Origin of the sequence: Clostridioides sp. ES-S-0108-01, from assembly GCF_020662285.1 — a bacterium.
GTDB lineage: Bacteria > Bacillota > Clostridia > Peptostreptococcales > Peptostreptococcaceae > Clostridioides.
Genome location: NZ_JADGMN010000001.1, coordinates 348,878 through 370,960 on the forward strand (window position 1 = coordinate 348,878; position 22,083 = coordinate 370,960).

Annotated in this window: 18 protein-coding genes and 1 pseudogene; 17 read left to right on the plus strand and 2 right to left on the minus strand. The window is 26.9% G+C overall.

The genetic code is table 11. The annotated features are described in order from the left end of the window. Positions 1 to 47: 47 nt before the first annotated feature. The 6 genes from IR152_RS01545 (at position 48) to IR152_RS01570 (ending at position 5,669) form a co-directional block, all read left to right on the plus strand. Complete coding sequence (locus tag IR152_RS01545) at positions 48 to 236, plus strand: HTH domain-containing protein (protein WP_227450076.1); 189 nt, start codon at positions 48 to 50, stop codon at positions 234 to 236. 335 nt (positions 237 to 571) lie between these two features. Then, positions 572 to 1,066, plus strand: a complete 495-nt coding sequence (locus IR152_RS01550; protein ID WP_227450077.1) for a hypothetical protein — start codon at positions 572 to 574, stop codon at positions 1,064 to 1,066. Between the two features lie 27 nt (positions 1,067 to 1,093). Then, positions 1,094 to 2,041 carry a hypothetical protein gene (locus tag IR152_RS01555; protein WP_227450078.1) on the plus strand — a complete coding sequence of 316 codons (948 nt, stop codon included), beginning with the start codon at positions 1,094 to 1,096 and terminating at the stop codon, positions 2,039 to 2,041. Between the two features lie 288 nt (positions 2,042 to 2,329). Continuing rightward, complete coding sequence (locus IR152_RS01560; protein ID WP_227450079.1) at positions 2,330 to 2,872, plus strand: N-acetylmuramoyl-L-alanine amidase; 543 nt, start codon at positions 2,330 to 2,332, stop codon at positions 2,870 to 2,872. A 328-nt stretch (positions 2,873 to 3,200) separates the two neighbouring features. Continuing rightward, complete coding sequence (locus IR152_RS01565) at positions 3,201 to 4,682, plus strand: DEAD/DEAH box helicase (RefSeq protein ID WP_227450080.1); 1,482 nt, start codon at positions 3,201 to 3,203, stop codon at positions 4,680 to 4,682. Positions 4,683 to 4,904: 222 nt separating this feature from the next. Then, a complete protein-coding gene (locus IR152_RS01570) occupies positions 4,905 to 5,669 on the plus strand; it encodes an alpha/beta fold hydrolase (protein WP_227450081.1) in 765 nt (254 codons plus the stop codon). Positions 5,670 to 5,773: 104 nt separating this feature from the next. Here the strand turns inward: IR152_RS01570 and IR152_RS01575 are convergent, their stop codons facing one another. Beyond that, positions 5,774 to 8,959, minus strand: coding sequence for a DEAD/DEAH box helicase (locus tag IR152_RS01575; RefSeq protein ID WP_227450082.1), 3,186 nt, complete (start codon positions 8,957 to 8,959; stop codon positions 5,774 to 5,776). A gap of 330 nt (positions 8,960 to 9,289) precedes the next feature. Here IR152_RS01575 and IR152_RS01580 point away from each other — a divergent pair, with 330 nt between their 5' ends. The 9 genes and pseudogenes from IR152_RS01580 (at position 9,290) to IR152_RS01620 (ending at position 18,379) form a co-directional block, all read left to right on the plus strand. Continuing rightward, positions 9,290 to 11,413, plus strand: a complete 2,124-nt coding sequence (locus IR152_RS01580) for a molybdopterin-dependent oxidoreductase (RefSeq protein WP_227450083.1) — start codon at positions 9,290 to 9,292, stop codon at positions 11,411 to 11,413. Positions 11,414 to 11,425: 12 nt separating this feature from the next. After that, positions 11,426 to 11,848: a 4Fe-4S dicluster domain-containing protein gene (locus tag IR152_RS01585; protein WP_227450084.1), complete on the plus strand. Its 423-nt coding sequence runs from the start codon at positions 11,426 to 11,428 to the stop codon at positions 11,846 to 11,848. 240 nt (positions 11,849 to 12,088) lie between these two features. Beyond that, positions 12,089 to 12,298: a hypothetical protein gene (locus tag IR152_RS01590; protein WP_413927458.1), complete on the plus strand. Its 210-nt coding sequence runs from the start codon at positions 12,089 to 12,091 to the stop codon at positions 12,296 to 12,298. Positions 12,299 to 12,321: 23 nt separating this feature from the next. Next, positions 12,322 to 13,125, plus strand: coding sequence for a transporter substrate-binding domain-containing protein (locus tag IR152_RS01595; protein ID WP_227450085.1), 804 nt, complete (start codon positions 12,322 to 12,324; stop codon positions 13,123 to 13,125). Next, positions 13,118 to 13,786 (plus strand): amino acid ABC transporter permease, encoded by a 669-nt coding sequence (locus tag IR152_RS01600; RefSeq protein ID WP_227450086.1) that lies wholly within the window; start codon positions 13,118 to 13,120, stop codon positions 13,784 to 13,786. The genes IR152_RS01595 and IR152_RS01600 overlap by 8 nt, the downstream gene beginning before the upstream one ends. Before the next feature lie 235 nt (positions 13,787 to 14,021). Further along, positions 14,022 to 14,684 (plus strand): amino acid ABC transporter permease, encoded by a 663-nt coding sequence (locus tag IR152_RS01605; protein ID WP_227450087.1) that lies wholly within the window; start codon positions 14,022 to 14,024, stop codon positions 14,682 to 14,684. A 59-nt stretch (positions 14,685 to 14,743) separates the two neighbouring features. Next, a complete protein-coding gene (locus IR152_RS01610) occupies positions 14,744 to 15,541 on the plus strand; it encodes an amino acid ABC transporter substrate-binding protein (RefSeq protein WP_227450088.1) in 798 nt (265 codons plus the stop codon). A gap of 228 nt (positions 15,542 to 15,769) precedes the next feature. Continuing rightward, the gene (locus tag IR152_RS01615; RefSeq protein WP_227450089.1) at positions 15,770 to 16,519 is read left to right on the plus strand and encodes an amino acid ABC transporter ATP-binding protein; all 750 of its coding nucleotides are present in this window, start codon (positions 15,770 to 15,772) and stop codon (positions 16,517 to 16,519) included. Positions 16,520 to 17,107: 588 nt separating this feature from the next. Then, positions 17,108 to 18,379, plus strand: a pseudogene (locus tag IR152_RS01620) (dicarboxylate/amino acid:cation symporter). Between the two features lie 156 nt (positions 18,380 to 18,535). Here the strand turns inward: IR152_RS01620 and IR152_RS01625 are convergent. After that, on the minus strand, positions 18,536 to 19,240 hold the full coding sequence (locus tag IR152_RS01625) for a Crp/Fnr family transcriptional regulator (protein WP_227450090.1): 705 nt from the start codon (positions 19,238 to 19,240) through the stop codon (positions 18,536 to 18,538). Between the two features lie 163 nt (positions 19,241 to 19,403). Between IR152_RS01625 and IR152_RS01630 the strand changes: the two genes are divergently transcribed. Both IR152_RS01630 and hcp read left to right on the plus strand, forming a co-directional pair. Next, positions 19,404 to 20,129 (plus strand): 4Fe-4S binding protein, encoded by a 726-nt coding sequence (locus IR152_RS01630; protein WP_227450091.1) that lies wholly within the window; start codon positions 19,404 to 19,406, stop codon positions 20,127 to 20,129. Between the two features lie 59 nt (positions 20,130 to 20,188). Then, positions 20,189 to 21,781: a hydroxylamine reductase gene (gene hcp, locus IR152_RS01635; protein WP_227450092.1), complete on the plus strand. Its 1,593-nt coding sequence runs from the start codon at positions 20,189 to 20,191 to the stop codon at positions 21,779 to 21,781. Positions 21,782 to 22,083 lie beyond the last annotated feature (302 nt).

Consider the following 22,083-nt stretch of genomic DNA (forward strand, 5'->3'; position numbering starts at 1 on the left):
ATAGTTTTTTAGTATAAATAAGCTTTAAATTTTTTAAGGAGGTATTTATGAGAGTCCAACGATTACTTGGATTACTTTGCATTCTTACCAATATTGATAAAATCACAGTTCAAGAACTGGCAGATAGATTTGATGTATTTAAGCGAACTATTTTCAGAAATTTAGATATGCTAAATTGTGCAGGAAGTCCAATTGTATCCTATCATGGAACTGGTGATAGAGTATCAAGGATATAAGGTCAATAAAGATGGATAATATCTTAGTTTTAGCATTGAAGATGATATAGAAATAGACATTTGTATCATCAAAAAGCTAATTAGCATTAACCAGCGATATAATGTATTCATTTTCATTTTTTTAGCAAACAGACTGATTGAAAGTGCACCTATTACATTTACAATTCCACTTGCTTGTTCTAAATCTTTTTCTTTTACTATTAAAAGGTATGCATAAAAAATTACTATACCTTAAAAATAGATAACAACTAGATGCTGAATAATCAAAAATGGGTAATTTAGGATAGTTTTTATGAATAGTATTAATATATAGGTATAGGGAGATTGATGTAATTATGTATGAAAATAATAAGGTAATATATAATTTTGAAAGATGTGAAAGACTAGAGAATACTTTTTATTCATCTCAATTTAACACATATAAAAATTTTAAGTTGATTTCTAAGAAATATGTAATAAATTCATTGGAAGCATCTGTTTGTAGTGTAAATGTTCATAATATGAGTCTGATTGATACAATGAAAAGTGTATCCTTAGAAGATGAACAAATGACAGGAAAGAAGTTGATTTTAGTTGGAGATATAGATACTGATGTAATACTAAATTATGTAGGGAATAAGAAAAATCGAAATTCTAATAAAAAAAATATACTTAAATTAAAAATACCCTTTAGTACATTTATACAAATGCCTAGAAAAATAGAAAATAAAGATAAAATTAATTTAAAGTATCTTATACAGGACATGACATCATCTATTTTAGATGATAATAATTTATTTATTAGTGTGACTGCAATTATAAGTTATGATAATAATTTTAAAATAGAGTAATTTTTAAGTTATAGAAAGGTGGATGCAATGAGAATAACAAGAACTACTTTTAATGATGTATTTTCAAATGATGTAAATGGAAGCATTTTAAAAGTAGAAAAATATGTTGATAAAAAGTGTGCATCTGTATTTGATATTTTGACCTATACTGTTATTGTTAAAAATACGAGTAGGTACAAAACTGGAAATATATTTTTTAAAGATTATATTTCTAAATATATAGAGTTTATAAATAATACTGTAAAAGTTAATGGTATTATAAAGCGTGGTTTAGACCCACAACAAGGTTTTTACATAGGGAGAATAGATGCAAGTTGTAATAAAATAATATCTTTTAAAAGTGTAGTTTTGCCAAATTCAGCATATAGAGTTATAAAGAATAATGCTAATATATACTATTACTACAAGTGTAATCTAGATAAATTCCCAACAAGGATATCAATAGAAAGCAATAGAGTTTATACTAATGTAAATAAAAGTGTATTTAAGCAATTGAATATAAGTAATACTTTAAAGATGCCTAAAAATTTAAAGGATATATTAAAAGTAAATATAAATAGTAAAATACTTGATGTTAAACCTATGAAAAATCCTATAAACAAAGGAAATGATTTGAAACTATGCGACTTGATAGTTTTTGGGAGTGTAGAGGTTGAAATAGACTATAGTTGTAAAAATCGGAGTAAGTTTAAAATAGTAAATAAGCTTAATAATATTCAGAAATATAAAGATTATAGCAATGACGTACAAAATAATAACGAAAATATAAGCGATTATAAAAAGCAAACAAGTTTTAGTGATAATAAAGTAAAAAAGCTAATGAAAACTTTTGGATTTTCCTGTTTCATTTGTTCACCAGTTGGAATTGTCTATGGAGATATGAAAAACATAAATATAAAAATTGAACATACATCAATAAATAAATTAAATCCAGGTGAATTATTTATAAATACATCACTTTTATTATATTATTAGTTATTTAAATCTAAAACTTAAGATTATTAAACTAGTATTTGATTAAATGAAACTAGATATTGATATATGTATTGTATATATAAATGATTAATTAAATAATTATAAATAATAAGAACATTATAATATTTAAAAAATGTAGATTTATGATAAAATAAGACAAATATGTTAAAAAAATGATAATCACGGAGAACTTTTGCCTTCTCAAATTAATATATTATTATTAGTAATAACTTTAAAATTATATTACTATTATATAAAAATTGGCTTAAAAGAAGGTGAAAAAAGTAAATGAAAATATGCATAACAGTAGGTCATAGTATACTAAAAGGTGGTAAAAGTACAGGTGTAAGTGGTATAGTTGATGAATACAATTATAACAAAAAATTAGCTCCTATGTTAGCTGAGATGCTTATAAGTCAAGGTAATACAGTAGATGTAATAATTTGTCCAGAAAGACACTTTATGTCAGAAAGAGAAGAATTTTTCTATAGAGTTCCAAAAGTAAATAGTGGCAAATACGATTTATTAGTAGAGCTACATTTAAATAAAGGTGGTGGAACAAAATTTGGTACAGAAGTTCTTTATTATGGTAATGAAGGGTTAGAATATGCTAAAAGAGTATCTAATAGACTTGGAGAATTATTTGAAAATAGAGGAGCTAAAAAAAGAGAAAATTTATATATATTGAGAAATACAAATCCGGTTGCAATACAGATTGAAAGTTTTTTCTGTGATAATGTAAATGATTGTAACAAAGCAAATGAAGCAGGTTATGATTATATAGCACGATTGATTACAGAAGGTATATTGAATAAAGATATAGATATGTGAGATTATGGTGATTTAGGTGTTGATTAATACCTTTTTATTTTAGATACAAACTAAAACACAGTATATTAGTATAATTTTAAAATTTCAAAAGATATATTAGTTTAGTTAGATAAAAGAAATGCTCCCTTAAAATGTTGATTTATCAGTATATTTAAGGGGGTATTTAAATTCAAAAATTTAATCATTTTTGCACGAAACTGTATATTTATATAATATCTATTTTTATGTTTAGTATAATAAATAATATAAAAATATTGAAATCTTGTATTATAATAATATAATGTAGAAAAATATAAGAGATAAAATAAATATAACAAGGTGGTAAGAAATGAAGTATACATTTGAAAGTTTTAATTTAAATGATAAGATACTTAAGTCATTGAAGAATTTAGAATATAATATACCTTCTAGAGTACAAATAGAGGTTATTCCAAATTTGTTAAATGGTCAAAACATAGCAGTGAAGTCAAAAACAGGGAGTGGGAAAACAGCAAGCTTTGCAATCCCTGTATGTGAGATCATAGATGTGGAGTACAATAATATTCAGGCACTTATAGTAGTTCCAACAAGAGAATTAGCTCTACAGGTAAAAGATGAGATATCAGGAATAGGGAGATTAAAGAAGGTGAGATGTAGCGCTATCTTTGGTAAACAACCTATAAAAGAACAAATAGCACAATTAAAGCAAAGGGTTCATATTGTTGTAGCTACTCCAGGTAGAATAATTGACCATATAAATAAAGGCACTATTAATTTGGACAATATAAGATATTTAGTGATAGACGAAGCTGATAAAATGTTTAATAGAGGTTTTGTTGAACAAATGGAAGAAATATTATCGAGTTTGCCTAAAGAGAAAACAATAGGACTCTTTTCAGCTACAATGAGCGAAGAGATAAAGTATATATGTGAAAAATATATACCAAATTATAACATTATAAATATAAATGAAAATAATGAGAAAGTAAAGCAAATAGATGATAGAATAATAAAAGTAAATGAAAGAGATAAGTATATAATTTTAAAAGAGTTAATATACAGTGAAAATCCAAAGAGTGTAATAATTTTTTGTAATACTAGAGAAAAAGTATCTAGATTATATAATAGAATGAGTAAAGATGGTTTTTTAGTAAGGCAGTTACATGCTGATTTATCACAAGAAAAAAGAATATTTGTAATTAAAGACTTTAAAGATTTAAAATTTAATGTGTTAGTTAGCAGTGATGTAGCATCTAGAGGAATACATATTGATGATATTTCTTTAGTTGTAAACTATGATGTACCTTATGATAAGGAAAATTACATACATAGAATTGGGAGAACTGGAAGAAAAGGAAGTAGTGGAAAGGCTATTACTATAGTAGATGTATGGGATGAAAAATATATAGAGGGTATAGAAGAATATATAGGATATAAAATATATGAAATACCTACAATAGAGAAAAGTAGAATTATATCAGGTAAAAGGTTGTTTGAAGAATATTCAAAAAAACTTTTAAGAGAAGCTTTAAAAAGAAAGAAAGTCAGTAAAAGTTGTCAAAAATACGAAGATGCTAAACTAAATTTAGAAGATGAAGTTGTAAGATTATATTTAAATGCTGGGAAAAAGAAGAAAATAAGAGTTTTGGATATAGTTGGAGCATTTAGTAACCTAAAAGAAATTACTAATGATGATATAGGCGTAATAGAAGTTCAAGATTTGTGTTCATATGTAGATATATTAAATTATAAAGGAGATTTAATATTAAAAAAATATAAGGAAATACCTATAAAGAAAAAAATGGTTAAGGTAAAGAGAGATATGAGGTAGTTGAAGTTAAGATTGTGAATTAAATTTAACAAAATAAATTAATTTTGTATTTTTTAAAATTATTATGTTACAAAACTTAAAAAAGTAAGTCATAAAGTTACAAAAAGAGTTATTGATTTTGAAAAAGCTTTAAGCTATAATGATCTTAAAGGTTTATAACAATATTCACTATGAATATAAGTTATAAATATATATTTATAAAAAGATTGGAGTAGGGAACATATGGCATATTTTACTTATAATGACAAAAAATGCTACTATAATGAAATAGGAGATGGTACACCATTACTTTTTTTACATGGTAATACTGCTTCTTCTAAGATGTTTAATGAAGTAGTTGATTTTTATAAAGACGAATATAAAGTAATATTAATAGATTTTGTAGGTCATGGTCAATCTCAAATAGTGGATAAATTCTCTGCAGATTTATGGTTTGATGAGGCTATGCAAGTTATATGCTTTTTAGAAAAAATGAATTATAAAAAAGTAAATATAATTGGAAGTAGTGGAGGAGCTCTTGTAGCATTAAATGTTGCCCTTGAAAGACCTGACTTAGTTAATAAAGTAATAGCAGATAGCTTTGAAGGGGAAGTTCCTCTAGAACCATTTGTAAAAAATGTGAAGACAGAGCGTGAAGAATCAAAACAAGATGCTAATGCAAAAGCTTTTTATATTTATAATCACGGAGAAAACTGGGAGAAAGTTGTGGATAATGATACAGAAGCTATTTTTGAACACTATAAAACTATAGGTAAATTCTTTCATAAACCTCTAGAAACTATGCAACCAGATGTACTTTTAACAGGAAGTAGAGAAGATGAGTTTGTATCTTTAGTATTTCCTGATTTTTTTGAAAATACTTTTTCATCACTTCTTAAAAAAATTAAAAATGGTAAAATGCACTTGTTTGATAAAGGTGGTCATCCAGCTATCTTATCAAATGGATTAGATTTTTCAGCTGTAGCAAAGAAATTTTTAAAAGAATAATTTAGTAATACTATTATTTAAAGTTTTAGGATTTACATAAAATGTAGCTTATCTATATAAATTTTAGAATAAATTTATATAGATAAGCTATAAGATTAAATACTTTAATTAAATAAATCTATTATCTCATCATCAGACAAACTTTTCAATACACCTTCATTAGAAAGTTCTCCATTTATAAACTGATTTATAAGTTCTTTTTTACTTTCCTGTAATTTTATTATTTTTTCTTCTATAGTTCCTTTAGCAATTAATTTTATAACTTGTACTGAATTTTTCTGACCAAATCTATGAGCTCTATCACTAGCTTGATTTTCTACTGATGGGTTCCACCACGGGTCAAAGTGAATTACCATATCAGCAGATGTAAGGTTTAAACCAGTTCCACCTGCTTTTAGAGATATTAAAAAAACTTTTTTATCCATACTTTTATTAAATGTATCTACAAGTTCAAGCCTTTCTTTAGCATTAGTTTTACCATCAATATAATGATATTCAATTTTGTATTTATCAAGTTGTTTACTTATGTTTTTAAGTACAGAGGTAAATTGTGAAAACAGTAATATCTTGTGGTTTTCATTTATACCATCCCTAAGTATTTCTAGACACGTTTCAATTTTTGAACTTTTTTTACTGTAATCTTTTACTACTATACTTGGGTCTAAACAAAGTTGTCTTAGCTTTGTTAAGTAAGAAAAGATAACTATTTTATCTTTCTTTAGATTTTTATCTTTTATTTTCTCTTGTATATCTTTTGCATATACACTATATATTTTTTTCTGTTCTTTATTTAACTCGACAAAAAAATTTTTCTCAATTTTATCTGGAAGTTCTTTCATCACTTGTTTTTTGCTTCTTCTAAGAATAAAAGGTTTTATTAGTTTTTTCAAATTTTCAACATTATCTTCTTTATTTATGAATAACTCTTGAAACTTTGCTTTAGTATATAAATAACCAGGCATTATAAAATCGAATATAGACCATAATTCTAGCAGATTATTTTCTATAGGTGTACCAGTAAGTGCAAATTTATTTTCTGCATTTATATTTTTTACAGACTCCGTTACTAAAGCTACTGGATTTTTAATATTCTGAGCTTCATCTATGATACAATAATCAAACTTTATTTCATTATATTTCTCCAAATCATTTCTAAGAGTTCCATATGTTGTAAGTATTACATCAAAATTTTCTAACTCCATAAGATATTTTTCTCTATCTCTTTTACTTCCATGTATCAATAAAACTTTTATATCTGGAGCAAATTTTTCCAATTCATTTTTCCAATTATAAATAAGCGATGTGGGTGTAACAATAAGGCTTTTTTTATTGGATAATGATAATAAAAATGCAATAGTCTGTATTGTTTTACCAAGACCCATTTCATCAGCTAATATACCACCAAATTTATAATAATCTAAAACTTTAAACCAATTAAAACCATTTATTTGGTAGTCACGAAGGTCTGCTTTTAAATTGTTTGGAATATCTAAATTTATACTATCAAAACTTCTAAATTTTTCACAAATACTATCTAATTCTTTTTTGCCATCTATAAACTTTAATTTTTTACCTTTTATCATATCATTTATATATAGAGCTTTATTATTATGAATCTTGTTATTTTTTGACTTACCAATTATATCTAGATTTTCAACTAATTCAAAAAAATCTTTTGTTTCTTTTTCTGATAAATCTATAAAGTTTCCATCTTTAAGCTTATAAAAAGTACGTTTTTCTTGAAGAGCTTTTAAAATAGCTTTGTACTCTTTTGGATTTATATCAGATATATTAAAATTAAATTCTAGATAATTTTGATTAGTTTGATTAATTGAAGCTTGAATTGATGAAGAATTATATATCTTTTTCAATTTAAACTTTTCAGAATAATATATATCTCCAAATTCTTTTAAAGATTCTAATTGTGAATCTAAAAATGTAAATAGGTCATAATCACTTCCTTTAAATACATAACTATTATTTTCTTTTACAAATTGCGAAGAAGTTATTTTATTTTCAATTTTATTTTCTTTTTTTGTATTGGGAAGTATGAATTTTTTCCCTTCATTGTTATATATATACTTTACATCACAATATATATTGTCATCAATCATATCAAAATAGAACTCAGCTTTAAAATCTTTTGTTATATTATTTTTTATGTTGTCGTCCAAATAAACTTCTTGAGCTATTGATTTTAACCTAGGAACTAATAATCCTAAAACATCTTTAGAATCTTCTTTATCAAATTTCAATTCTTTAGATTTTGATAGTACTTGATAGATTTTTGAATAATCATGAGCTTTTTTATGTGATAGTAAGTAGATATTATCATCATATAAAAGTACATCATTTTTTCTAGTAAGTGGAACAGGTAGTGAATCTTGAGAAGATAAGACTATTTTATCTTCTATATTTTTTAAATTAAATTTTACTGGCAAAGTATCATTTAATATTTTTGGATGGTATTCTTTTTTAGAAAAAATAAGCGTAAAGTCTTTGTATTTAATAGCATTTAAAAACTGTTTTAAAGAACTTGCATTTATCTCCATAAATTTCTTTGAATATGATGAAGAAAAGTTGTATGAAAGATTTGTACCATACTCTTCTATAATATCTACTAATTTCTCATCTTCATCGGCAAAATAATGAATGTTGGGGTTGTAAGTAAATTTTTTTCCAAAATCTAATTCATATCCATTAAGTTTTGAATATGCAAATTCAGTGATGTTTTTTAAAATGTACATTTTATCAATTCCAATTTTAAATTCGGCAATTGCTTTATTTGAATCAACATTTATTAATACATCTAAATTGACTCTTTCTCTTTTAGTATTATCTAAAAAAGAAAGCAGTTGCTTACTTAAATCTAAGTTGGTTTTAGAATTAGTATTAGAAATTTTATCCTTATTATCACCTAATATGTCTATTAAAATAGGAGGAACATCTTTTTTACTTTTTATTTGTCTTAAGCTTTTTATAACAATAGCAACTATATGTTTACATATGAAAATTCTTTGATTTACACCATTTGATTGACAATCAGCACAGCTACAATCATTTTCAATTATCTTAAAGTGTCTTATATCTATAGTTATTGAACTAAAATAAAAGCTATAATTATCTTCAGAATTGACACCACCACGAAATGTCAAAAGATTATTTTGTAAGTCATCAATATCTATGTCTATATAATCAACCAGCTTATTATTATAGTATTTTACACCTCTTGACCACCTTGATGGCTCTGTATTTCTTTTTATTAATTTATATATCATATCTATTTTCATTTTATTCACCTTACCTCACTGTATATATTATAATCTAAATGCATTTAATTTACACTCTAAATCTGTAGCTTAAGTTAAAGTATATATAAATAGTTTTTATCTATCATAAGATATATGTAAATAACAATTTACTATTAGATTTTTGTCGTATTATCTTATAAACTATGAATGAAAAATAATTATCTAAATAGATATTAGCAATATAAAGTTTTATTATTAAAATATTCTTAAATATTATAATATGTAGGATTTAAAATATGATATTTGAATAAAAAGAATGTATAATAAGTTTAATAATTATATTTATTATTAGGAAAGGAGAGTGTCGATATGAATAGTCGTAATTTGCTTAAAGCTAAAATACCATGTGAAGAAACTGGTATAGAAATAAAGAGAACTTTGTGTGATATTTGTTCTCCAGGGGTACACTGTGGAATTGATGCATATGTTAAAGATGGTAAAATAATAAAAATAGAAGGGACAAAAGAACATCCAATGAATAAGGGGTTGTTATGTACGAAAGGTCTTTGTAATAGAGAGTATATCTATAGAGAAGATAGAATAAAGACACCATTAAAGAGAATTGGTAAAAGAGGTGAAGGTAAGTTTAAGTCAATATCATGGGAAGAAGCTTATAGTGAAATAGGGGAGAGATTAAATAAAATAAAAAGCGAATATGGTGCAAAACATGTAGCGTTTTTTACAGGTTATGGAAAATGGTATAGACCGTTTTTACAAAGGTTTGCATCTTCATTTGGTTCTCCTAACTATGGTACAGAATCTAGTTCATGTTCAACATCAGCACAGATGGCTGGAAATGTTGCTACTGGAAGAAATTTTACAATGCAAGATATGGAAAATGCAAAGACTTATTTAGGGTGGGGATTTAATCCATATTACTCTAAATTTTTAAATAGTGTAAATCTAACAAAATTAAAAGAAAAAGGTCTAAAGTTTATAATTGTAGACCCTAGAATAACGCCAACAACTCAAAAAGTAGCAGACCTTCATTTGAGAGTTAAACCTGGGACTGACGGGGCTTTAGCTCTTGGTATGGCAAATCTATTTATACAAAGAGATTTAATAGATAAAGAATACATAGAAAAACACGTATATGGATTTAATGAATATAAAGAATATGTAAAATCATTTGATTTAGATATTGTAAGTAAGATTACAGGAGTTTCTAAGGATGACATAGTAAAGGCAGTAGATATGTTGTCACAAGGTCCGTTTTGTATAAATGAAAGTGCAGCTCCAATAGTTCATCATCAAAATGGATTCCAAAACTATAGAGCAATAATGTCTTTATCTGCTATAACAGGTAACTATGACAGAATAGGTGGCAATATACCAAAACAAGATTACTTTGTTGGTAAGTTAGGAGGATTTCAATCACTAGAAAAAGAGTTTGTAAAAGAAGTTCTACCTGAAAATATAAATGAAAGAATTGGTGGAGAAAGATTCCCTCTGTGGAATGAGATGGTGACTCAATTTCAAGCTATGGATTTACCTAGGCAAATAGAAGAAAAGACACCATATGAAATAAGAGCTTTGTTTTGTCATGGAATAAATGCTAGAATGTTTCCTAATTCTAGTAGACTCTTCAAAGCATTGGATACTGTAGATTTTTTTGTAAATATAGATTTATTTATGACAGATGCATCAAAACATGCAGATATACTTTTACCTGCATGTACATCCTTTGAGAGAGAAGAATGTAAGAGTTATCCAGGTGGATATATTACATATACCAAAAAAGTTATTGATAAATTATACGATTCAAAATCAGATGTAGAAATACTTTCAGATTTAGCAAATGTTATGGATATAGATGATGATTTATTAAAAGCAGGTTATGAAGCAAGTATAAGACATATGTTTAAAAATACATGTGTAGATGTAGATAAACTTAAAAAAAGCGATTTGCCATTGAAATGCAAAGATTTTAAGCCATACATGGTGGGTTCATATACAAGAGATGGATATGATACTAGTACTTCTAAGTTTGAATTGAAATCTACAATTATTGAAAAGTATAAAAGTTTTGGATTGGATGCGCTACCAACATATAGAGGGTTTAATGATGATATAGATGATGATTATACTCATTTATTGACATCAGGAGCAAGAATTCCAAATGCACTTCATTCAAGACTTCATGATATAAAACTTTCAAGAATATTAAAAAATGAAGCTAGTTGTGACATTTCTAGTTTAGATGCAAAAGAATTAGATGTTATCAGTGGAGATTATATAAAAATAACTACTAAGATAGGAAGTTTAAATGTAAAAGTAAATGTTACTGATAGAGTCTTATACAAGAATATACATATGTATCATGGATACAGAGAAGCTGATATAAATAGTATTGTCTGTGATAATTTTGACCCTTATAGCGGATTCCCTGCATATAGAAGTTGTAAGTGCAAGATTGAAAAGGTGAATAGATAAATGGAGGATATAATGAAAAGCTTATTTAAATTTAATAAAGAGTTATGTACAGCATGTGGAGCATGTTTACTTGCCTGTATAGACCAAAATGATAATAATATAGATAATGGCGAACTTTTTAGACATGTATTTACAGTAGAAAAAGGTGGAAATGTAGAATATTTTTCATTATCATGTATTCATTGTGATGAGCCAAAATGTTTAGACGTATGTCCTAAAGATTGCTTTAAAAAAGAAGATGATTTCGTTGTATTAGATAATCAAAGCTGTATAGGATGTAAACTTTGTGAAAAAGCTTGTGAATATGGAGCGTTGATTTATGGAAAGGATGGTAAGGCAAATAAGTGTAATGGTTGTATTGAAAGAAATAAGTGTGGTATGGATTCGCCTTGTGTAATGGTATGTCCTACAGGAGCATTAGGGTTTAATAGGTAAGTAGATTAAGTATAAATTATAATAATATGTAAAATGAATTTTATAAAAAACTACATTAAATTTGTATTATGACGAATTTAATGTAGTCTTTTTGGATATAGTTGGAAACTATAACAAAATTATTGCAGATAGTTTTTTGCTATTGGACAAAGAATATAAAACATATTAAAATTATGTTGTTCAAAGTCGAAGTATAATATAATAAATAGAAAATTGGTTTATAGTGTTAGAAAAGCAAATTTGGGATGGTATAACTCTTGCTACAGTATCAATACTTGGGAGTTCTGCTATGGCAGGTGCATAGGAGCAGGAGGTTTAGGTTCAGTTGATCTGATATATGGTTATCAAACGTTTAATGATACTATAATGTATGGAACTGTATTTGTAATAATTATAATGGTACAAGTGATTCAAACTGTTGGAAATGTATTATATAAAAAATTAAAATAAGATTGAAAAGGATAGAATAAACTATGAAAAAACTTAAGTTAATTATTATGCTTGTTTTAGCATCAGCACTTTTAATTACAGGATGTTCGTCAGGAAATAATAAAAATAAAGAAGAACAAAAAACTATAAGAATCGCAACATCAGGAACATATTTCCCTTTTGCTTTTAAAGAGAAAGATAAACTTAAAGGGTTTGAAGTAGATTTTTGGGATGAATTTGCTAAACGAACTAATTGTAAAGTTGAATGGGTATTAACTGATTTTAGTGGATTATTTGGATTATTAGAAGCTGATAAAGCAGATGTAGTATCTGCCCAACTTACTGCAACACCTGAAAGAGAGAAGAAATATACTTTTTCAGATGCTTATAATTATAGTGGAACAAATATTATTGTTAGAGAAGATGATAATAGTATAAAATCCATAGATGATTTAGTTGGTAAGAAGGTAGGTGTGGGTACTGGAGCAGTAGCAAATGAAATACTAAAAGAAAAGTATCCAAATGATGAAATAAATATAGTAAATTACTCAAGTGCAACCCTTAAAGGAAACTATCAAGATTTAGAAATGGGAAGATTAGATGCAGTGGTTGCACAAGATGTTGAGGCTTTAATAGCTATAAAAGAACAAAAATTAAATCTTAAAATGGTAGAACCACCAATTCAATTTGGCGCTTGCTCTTTTGCACTTCAAAAAAATGAAAAAGGTGAAGAATGGACAAAAAAAATAAATAAAGTAATTGAAGATATGCATAAAGATGGGACTTTGACTAAAATATCTGAAACTTGGTTAGGAAAGGATATTACTAAGGAGCCTACTAATGAGTAATTTTAATTTTGAATTTTGTCTAAGTATATTTCCATTTTTAATTAAGGCATTGGGAGTAACAATACTAATATCTATTGTTGCATTTTTTATATCAATATTATTAGGTGCAATACTTGCATTTTTTACACAAACAAAATCAAAAGTTTTGAAATACATAACTAGAGTATACATTTCATTCTTTAGAGGAACTCCACTTTTAATTCAAATATTTTTCTTTTACTTTGGATTTCCAATGGTATTTTCTTTTATGAAAGATTGCTCTCCTTACTTAGCAATAGTAATTTGTTTAGGTTTAAATTCATCTGCATATATGGCAGAAATTATACGAGCATCTATTGAGAGTGTTGATAAAGGACAACAAGAAGCGTGTTATGCTTTTGGATTAAGTAAATACCAGTCAATGGTTAAAATAATTTTACCTCAAGCAGCCATATCTGCAGTACCTCCTATTGTAAGTTGTATACTAGATATAATTAAAGGTTCTTCTTTAGGTCTGACTATAGGAATACAGGATTTAATGGGAGTAGCTCAAGTAGAAGCTGCTTCAAGTTTTAAGTACTTTGAGATATATATGGTAACAATACTAATTTATTGGGGAGTATCTGTAGTATTGAGTAATATACAAAGTAAAGTTGAAAAAAGAATAGGAAAGGCATATTAGAAATCAGTATGTAAAAGGGCATATATAGGTATATTATCTCTTTTGTAAATAAATTTTTAATTTTGTAGAAAATGAATTGATTAATCTAAATATCAAAAATATAGTATTAAAAAGGACTATATAATCAATCAATAGAATAGTTTTTTTCTATTGGAAAAATAAAGAAAAGTCTATTATAATTTAACATGTGACAAAATTTTACAAAAAACAACATTAAGTGAGGGGGACTTATTTTATGATTTTTAGTATGAAATATTTTTTAAACTTATTTCCAATAATAATGAAATCATTCAATGTAACTGTGATTTTGGCAATAAGTTCATTAATATTTTCATTAATTATAGGTACAATAGTAGCGTTATCATCTTATTACAAAGTTAAAGTATTAAACCAAATATGTAAAGTATATGTATCAATTTTTAGAGGGACGCCTCTTATGCCACAATTATTCTTTTTATATTTTGGGTTGGCATATATGAGTGATTTTGTTAAAAATATGGACCCGGTATTTGCAACATCTATAGTACTTAGTTTAAATATGGGTGCTTATATGTCTGAAACGATAAGGGCATCTATACTTTCAATTGATAAAGGTCAGATAGAAGCAGCATATGCAATGGGATTAACAAATTTACAAACAATGAAAAGGATAGTGATACCACAGGCTGTAAGAGTTGCACTGCCATCATTATTCAATAATTTTATAGATTTAATTAAAGGGTCTTCTGTAGCTTTTGTTGTTGGAGTAAATGACATAATGGGTGCTGCCAAATCACAAGGAGCGTTGAGTTTTAAGTTCTTTGAAGTGTATGGGGCAGTTATGGTAATTTACTGGTGTATAATAACTCCTTTAGGGTGGGGGCAAAAAAAATTAGAAAAGAAAATAAGCAATTATTAAGTTATTAAGAAAATACATAAAAGTATTTTTATATAAAAAATGGTGTGAGGAGAAGAGATATGATAAAAAGAAATATTATAAAATGTTTAGTGGCAGTTTTATCATTAACATTTATAGTTACTGGTTGTTCAAAAAAAGAGGAAGTAAAGGATGAAAAAGTTATAACTGTAGCTTCATCTAATTCAGCTGACCCATATTCTTATGTTGATAATGGTGAGCATAAGGGTTTTGAAGTTGACATGTGGAAAGAGATTGGTAAAAGAAGTGGATATAAGATAAAAATGGAACCAACAGGTTTTAGTTCTATATTTGGGATGTTAGATTCTGGTAAAGTTGATGTAGCAGCCAACTTCTTTGGAATGTCTAAAGAAAGATTAGAAAAATACGATGCTTCTATACCTTATGGTTCTGACTCTGTATGTATAGCTGTAAAAGATGGAAACAACGAAATTAATAAGCTTGAAGATTTAAAAGGAAAAGTAATAGCAGTTTCAGAAGGTTCTCAAGGGCAACAGGTTGCATCTAGTATTAATAAAGATAATTTATTTGAAGAAAAGGTTTATGGTGATGGAACTAATGGTCTTCAAGATTTAGATTTAGGAAGAGTTAGTGCATGGATTGATGCAGAGCTTACTGTTGTGGGAGACGCTAAAAAAGCTAATATGAAAGTAAGGGTATTAGATGAAAAATTATCAGTTACTAATATAGCATATTTCTTTAAGAAAAATGATGAAAAATCTAAAACTATAAAAGAAGATGTAAACAAAGCAATAGAAGAAATGCTTGCAGATGGAACAGTGAAAAAAATATCTGAAAAATGGTTTGGAATGGATGTAAGTGCTAATATACAAAAATAAATACTTTAAAATTAAAATATAAAACTGTGATAACTATAGATAAGTATACTAAATTTATCTATAGTTATCTGTGTATTGCAATGTATTTAGATTAGTCTTTATAAATTAAAATAAGTTACTGAGGTCTTGTAAGTGATTGAAACTAAAATAAAGTCTATTGCACTAAAAAATAGAGAAAAAATCATAAACATAAGACGACAGATACTTTATTTAAAAAGGTGGATAACAATGATAAAAGTAGAAAATTTACATAAAAGTTTTAAAGGGACAGATGTTCTTAAAGGCATAAATCTAGAAATAAATCAAAGTGAAGTAGTAGCTATACTTGGTCCATCTGGAACAGGTAAATCTACATTACTTAGATGTTTAAATTATCTAGTTGAACCTACAAGAGGAAAAATAATTATTGGGGATGTAAAGGTAGATGTAGAAAAAGCAACGAAAAAAGATATAGTCAATTTAAGAAAACATACATCTATGGTGTTTCAAAATTATAACTTATTTAAAAATAAAACAGCTCTAGAAAATGTAATGGAAGCATTGATAGTAGTACATAAAAAGAGTAAGCAAGAAGCTAGAGAAATATCTTTAAAACTAATAGATAAAGTAGGCATGTTGGATAGGAAAGATTTTTATCCATCAAAATTGTCTGGGGGACAGCAACAAAGGATAGGTATAGCAAGAGCGATGGCAGTAAATCCAAATGTAATATTATTCGATGAGCCAACATCTGCACTTGACCCAGAACTTGTTGGAGAAGTTTTAAGCGTTATAAAATCGCTTGCAAAAGAAGGCATAACAATGCTTATCGTAACTCATGAAATAAATTTTGCAAAAGAAGTTGCTGATAAAATTATATTTATGGATAATGGCGTAATAGCTGAAGAAGGAACTCCTGATGAAATATTTAGTAATCCTAAGAATGAGAGAACTGCAAAATTTTTAAATATCATTAGAAAAGAAGAAGTATTTAGTTAAAAGTCTATAAATTAAGTATTAGAAGATATGTAAGATACTCTAATTAAATTTATAAGTTAGATAATAAATTTAATGGGAGTATCTTTTTATTATTATATTTATTATTTAATTTGAAATTATAAATATAACTATTTAAAAATTCTTTTTAAAAGTATATCAAAATATCAAATGCATGAAAAAATAATATTTGACAAAATATCATATGTATTTACAAAAGTAACTTGATGGAATTATAAAGTACAGGAGTTACAATGAGTATACTAAAACTTTATCTTAAAGTATAAATTATTAAATTTGAAAATAATTAAATAATATTATATATATTTTTTTATATTGTTTGTTTTATTAAAATTAATATACAAAAAAGTTTTAAAAGTAGAATTTTATTAATATTTATATATAGATATGAACTATTAAAAAAATATTAAAGATATAAAAAAACTATAGAAATTGACATATATTCCAGTATTTGCTAAAGTAGATGTCGGGGGAATTACAAAAATTATTAATGCGCATTAGATAATTTACTTTAATTTTTTTAGGATTTGGGGTAATTTATAATATAAAACATTAGAAAGGAAAATATAGATGAGGGACTTTTTAAAAAATTATAAGTCATCAATTATACTTTTAGCATGTACTATAATAGGGGCGATAGTAGGATTAGTACTTGGTCCAAAAGCTTCAATACTAAAACCATTTGGAGACTTATTCATAAATGCTCTATTAATGATAGTAGTACCATTAGTTTTTCTTAGTGTTTCTTCAGGTGTTGCTAGTATAAAAAATATGGAACGCTTTGGAAAAATAATGAAGAGTACAGCCATAGTATTTATGGGAACAACACTTGTAATTGCAGTTTTAGGTATTACATCTGCATTATTATTTAATCCGTCTAAAGGATTAGATGTATCAAGTGTAAAAAGTTTAATGGTGGCTCAAGATGCAGAAACTTTAGAATCAAAAGGAACGTTATTAGACCAAGTAGTATCAAGTATTATAGTTAAAAATTTTGGAGATTTATTTTCCAGTAGCAATTTACTACAATTAGTTATATTTGCAGTTTTAGTTGGAACAGCAATAGCTATGATGGGAGATAGGGGAAATACAATAAGAAAGCTTTTATCAGAAGGAACGGAAGCAATATTAAAAGTAGTAAGTATAATCATGTTTTATGCTCCTGTAGGGTTAGGCTGTTATACAGCTACAATAATTGGAGAACTTGGAAGTAAAATAATTCAAGGATATGTAAGAGTATTTGTAATTTATTCACTAACAGCAGCTCTATATTTTTTATTATTTTACAGTTTGTATGCTTTTCTATCTGCGGGAAAACAAGGGTTTAGACAATTCTGGAGAAATGCTATAAAACCAATAGCAACAGCACTAGCTACTTCTTCAAGTTCAGCATGTATACCATCAAATTTAGAAGCTAGTAAGAATATAGGGGTGCCTGATGATATATCAGAAACAGTTATACCTCTTGGAATAAATATACATAAAGATGGGTCAGTTTTAGCAGTAATAGTAAAAGTTGCATTTTTATCAGGTATTTTAGGTAGTGGAATGGCAAATCCAGCAACAATAGGTCAATTATTTGTAACTGTATTTGTTGTTGGAGTATTTATGGCTCCTGTAGCAGGTGGCTGACTTATTGGTGAGATGCTCGTGGTTAGCATCTTCGGTTTTCCAGTGGAGGCAATTCCATTGTTAACAGTTATAACTACTATAACTGATATTCCTAATACTATATTAAATACAACTGGAAATACAGTAACATCAATGCTAGTTGCAAGATTAGTAGAAGGAAAAGATTGGCTTATAGATAAAACATCAATTACTACAAAAAAAATAAGCTAATCGTACACTTAATTAATAAAGTTAATAGGTATCTTAATTTTGATAAATTAGATACCTATTAACTTTTTGAGTAAAAATATAGATTTAAATATTATATTGATAATTTAAATTAATTAATATAATATATATTGAAACAAATAGATTTAAATGTCTAGTTCATTTTTGAAAACAAAAGATTTCAAACTTATTTTTATTAAAAGATAACAGACCTTCATCCCTCATCTTTCCAAGTTCTCTTGACATAGAACTTCTGTCAACACACAAAAAATCAGCCATTTCATTTCTTGAAAAAGGAATTGTAAATTCGTGGCTACCTGTTTGTTCTATCTGTTTTGAAAAATACATAAGTAATTTCTCACGAATCGTTTTACGAGAAAGTAATTCTATTTTATTGTGAAGCAAAATATTTTTTTCAGCTATTAATTGTAGTATGTTTTCAACAAGTCTATTGTGAAATATACATGTAGATGAACAAATACCAGTTACACTTTTAAACTTTATAAATAAAACTTCACAAGAAGATGTTGTGGTCACTGTAACATTGCTTTTATGTAGTCTAGTACATGCAAATACCTCTCCAAATAAATCTCCAGGCAAGAGTTCAGCTACAATATTCCTATTACCTTCGATATCTTCTTTTATTATGTGTGCACTTCCTTTAAGCATAATTCCTATTGAAGTAACTTCGCTTCCAACAGAGAATATTATACTATCTTTTGGGTAAATCTTATCTACAACACCTAAACATTCTAACATTGCTTCAAGTTCATCACTTTTAATTCCTTCAAATAGAGGAATTTTTTTTAGTAGGTCTATATGTTTTTCTAAAATTTTTTTCAAATAATCACTTCCTTGTTGCATATGCAACCGATAATTTATTTTTATTGTACTATACTAAGTTTATAAAAGCAAGGAGATATAAAAACCTTGCTATAAGAAATTTGAAATAAAAAGATGTAAGTCTTAAAAATAAATGTATAAGAAATCAATATTTTAAATTAAAAAAATTTATGAGGTGATATAAATGATGAGAAAAATAATTAAAATTGATGAGAGAAAGTGTAATGGTTGTGGACTATGTGTTGAAGCTTGTCATGAAGAAGCTATAGGAATGGTAAATGGAAAAGCAAAACTTTTAAGAGATGATTATTGTGATGGTTTAGGTGATTGTCTACCAACTTGTCCAACAAATGCAATTTCATTTGAGTATAGAGAAGCAGCAGAATATGACGAAGCTGCAGTAAAAGCAAATATGGAAGCAAAGAAAGCACAAAAGAAAAATTTAGCATGTGGATGTCCAGGCTCTCAATCTAAGTCAATAGATAGAGACGTTTCAAATAGTACAGCTGTAAACAATGGTGTAGTAGAGATAAAAGGTTCTCAACTTAATCAATGGCCAGTACAAATAAAATTAGTACCGGCTAATGCGTCATATTTAAAGAATGCAAGTCTTTTAATAGCAGGAGACTGTACAGCATATGCATATGGAAACTTTCATAATAAATTTATGAAAAATAAGGTCACATTAATTGGATGCCCTAAACTTGATGAAGTTGACTATGCTGAAAAACTTACAGAGATTTTAAAAGAAAATGATATTAAAAATATAGTAGTAACACGTATGGAAGTTCCTTGCTGTGGTGGTATAGTAAATGCTGTTAAGACAGCTCTACAAAATAGTGGAAAAATGATACCATGGCAAATAGTTACTATATCTGTAGATGGAAAAATTGTGGATGGAGAAATTTAGTTAAGTGAATTACAGAAAAGTCTAATAAATTTTAATAAATAAAAAGGGAGGAATAAAAAATGGAAAAAATGTTTTGTTTTCAATGTGAACAAACAGCAGGAGGTAAAGGTTGTACTATAAACGGAGTTTGTGGTAAAAAAGGGGGTACAGCTAACTTACAAGATGAACTTACAGGGGTGTTGATTGGTCTTTCAAGAGCAACTATTGGAAATAAGAATAGACCAACAAGTGAAACAGATAAAGTTATGATAGAGGGATTATTTACTACTATAACAAATGTAAGTTTTGATGATGAAGCTATAAAAAGACAAATTGAAAAAACTGAGATAGAAAAAAATAAACTTGTACCTAGATGTTCAGATTGTTCAACAACTTGTAATAGAAATGATAACTATGATATGAAGGATTTGTGGAATGATAATGAAGATATACGTTCCCTAAAATCATTAATCTTATTTGGATTAAGAGGTATGGCTGCCTATGCATATCATGCAATGGTACTTGGTTATACAGACAAATACGTAAATGAATTTTTCTATGAAGGATTAATAGCAGTTGGAGGGGACTTATCTATTGACGAGCTTTTAGGCTTGGTTATGAAAACTGGAGAAATAAACTTAAAATGTATGGAATTACTTGATAGAGCAAATACTGAAACTTATGGAACACCAGAACCAACTCAGGTACCTATGAAAATCGAAAAAGGACCATTTATCGTAGTTACAGGACATGACCTTTATGATTTACACAAATTATTAGAACAAACAAAAGATAAAGGTATAAATATATATACTCATGGTGAGTTATTACCAGCACATGCATATCCAAAATTAAAAGAATATAAACATCTAAAAGGTAACTTTGGTACAGCATGGCAAAATCAACAGAAAGAGTTTGATAATATTCCTGCTCCAATACTATTTACAACAAATTGTTTAATGCCTGTTAAAAATAGTTATAGAGATAGAGTATTTACTACAGAAGTAGTTGCTTATCCAGGTATGGTTCATATTGATGAAGATAAAGATTTTTCTAGTGTAATAGAAAAATCTCTTGAACTTGGAGGATATAAAGAAGATATTCATATGACTGGTATTAATGGAGGGGATACATTAACTACTGGTTTTGCAAGGGGTACAGTTTCATCTGTACAAGACAAAGTAGTAGATGCTGTAAAGAGTGGAGATATAAGACACTTTTTATTGGTTGGAGGTTGTGATGGTGCAAAACCTGGAAGAAATTATTACACTGAATTTGTAAAGCAAGCTCCTAAAGATACTGTTATATTGACACTTGCATGTGGAAAATATAGATTTAATGATTTAGACCTTGGAGAGATAGGTGGTTTACCTCGTTTAATGGATATGGGACAATGTAATGATGCTTATAGTGCAATCAAAGTGGCAGTTTCATTGGCAAATGCTTTTGAATGTGGAGTAAATGATTTACCTCTTAGCATGGTACTATCATGGTATGAACAGAAAGCTGTTTGTATACTTCTTACATTGCTTCATTTAGGTATCAAAAATATCTATATAGGTCCTTCTTTACCAGCATTTTTATCTAAAAATGTATTAGATATATTGGTAGATAAATTTGCATTGACACCTATATCTACTCCTGAAGAAGATATGAAAAAGATTTTAGGGTAAAGAAGATAACTATATCTAAAAATAAATATATTTATAGTTAAAATATTTTTAAGTATAGATGTAATTAAAATAAGGAGTTGAACTTAAAATCTGATTAGAAAAATCAATTTTCAGATAACTCCTTATTTATTTTTTTGTAATAATTGAAAAATAAACCTGCTTTTAGATATTCTTTTCAAGAAGCTTTGCATTAAATTTATAATACTTAGATATATAATACCTTATAAGTTTTATTTTAAGTATTACCAGTTTGCATAGAACTTAAATATTAAAATAGGAACATTGTAATATGTAATTTGCAT

Excerpts from the sequence above, each read along its gene's own strand:
- IR152_RS01545 (WP_227450076.1), top strand. The coding sequence starts at position 48 with ATGAGAGTCCAACGATTACTTGGATTACTTTGCATTCTTACCAATATT.
- IR152_RS01550 (WP_227450077.1), top strand. The coding sequence starts at position 572 with ATGTATGAAAATAATAAGGTAATATATAATTTTGAAAGATGTGAAAGA.
- IR152_RS01555 (WP_227450078.1), top strand. The coding sequence starts at position 1,094 with ATGAGAATAACAAGAACTACTTTTAATGATGTATTTTCAAATGATGTA.
- IR152_RS01560 (WP_227450079.1), top strand. The coding sequence starts at position 2,330 with ATGAAAATATGCATAACAGTAGGTCATAGTATACTAAAAGGTGGTAAA.
- IR152_RS01565 (WP_227450080.1), top strand. The coding sequence starts at position 3,201 with ATGAAGTATACATTTGAAAGTTTTAATTTAAATGATAAGATACTTAAG.
- IR152_RS01570 (WP_227450081.1), top strand. The coding sequence starts at position 4,905 with ATGGCATATTTTACTTATAATGACAAAAAATGCTACTATAATGAAATA.
- IR152_RS01575 (WP_227450082.1), bottom strand. The coding sequence starts at position 8,959 with ATGAAAATAGATATGATATATAAATTAATAAAAAGAAATACAGAGCCA.
- IR152_RS01580 (WP_227450083.1), top strand. The coding sequence starts at position 9,290 with ATGAATAGTCGTAATTTGCTTAAAGCTAAAATACCATGTGAAGAAACT.
- IR152_RS01585 (WP_227450084.1), top strand. The coding sequence starts at position 11,426 with ATGAAAAGCTTATTTAAATTTAATAAAGAGTTATGTACAGCATGTGGA.
- IR152_RS01595 (WP_227450085.1), top strand. The coding sequence starts at position 12,322 with ATGAAAAAACTTAAGTTAATTATTATGCTTGTTTTAGCATCAGCACTT.
- IR152_RS01600 (WP_227450086.1), top strand. The coding sequence starts at position 13,118 with ATGAGTAATTTTAATTTTGAATTTTGTCTAAGTATATTTCCATTTTTA.
- IR152_RS01605 (WP_227450087.1), top strand. The coding sequence starts at position 14,022 with ATGATTTTTAGTATGAAATATTTTTTAAACTTATTTCCAATAATAATG.
- IR152_RS01610 (WP_227450088.1), top strand. The coding sequence starts at position 14,744 with ATGATAAAAAGAAATATTATAAAATGTTTAGTGGCAGTTTTATCATTA.
- IR152_RS01615 (WP_227450089.1), top strand. The coding sequence starts at position 15,770 with ATGATAAAAGTAGAAAATTTACATAAAAGTTTTAAAGGGACAGATGTT.
- IR152_RS01625 (WP_227450090.1), bottom strand. The coding sequence starts at position 19,240 with ATGCAACAAGGAAGTGATTATTTGAAAAAAATTTTAGAAAAACATATA.
- IR152_RS01630 (WP_227450091.1), top strand. The coding sequence starts at position 19,404 with ATGATGAGAAAAATAATTAAAATTGATGAGAGAAAGTGTAATGGTTGT.
- hcp (WP_227450092.1), top strand. The coding sequence starts at position 20,189 with ATGGAAAAAATGTTTTGTTTTCAATGTGAACAAACAGCAGGAGGTAAA.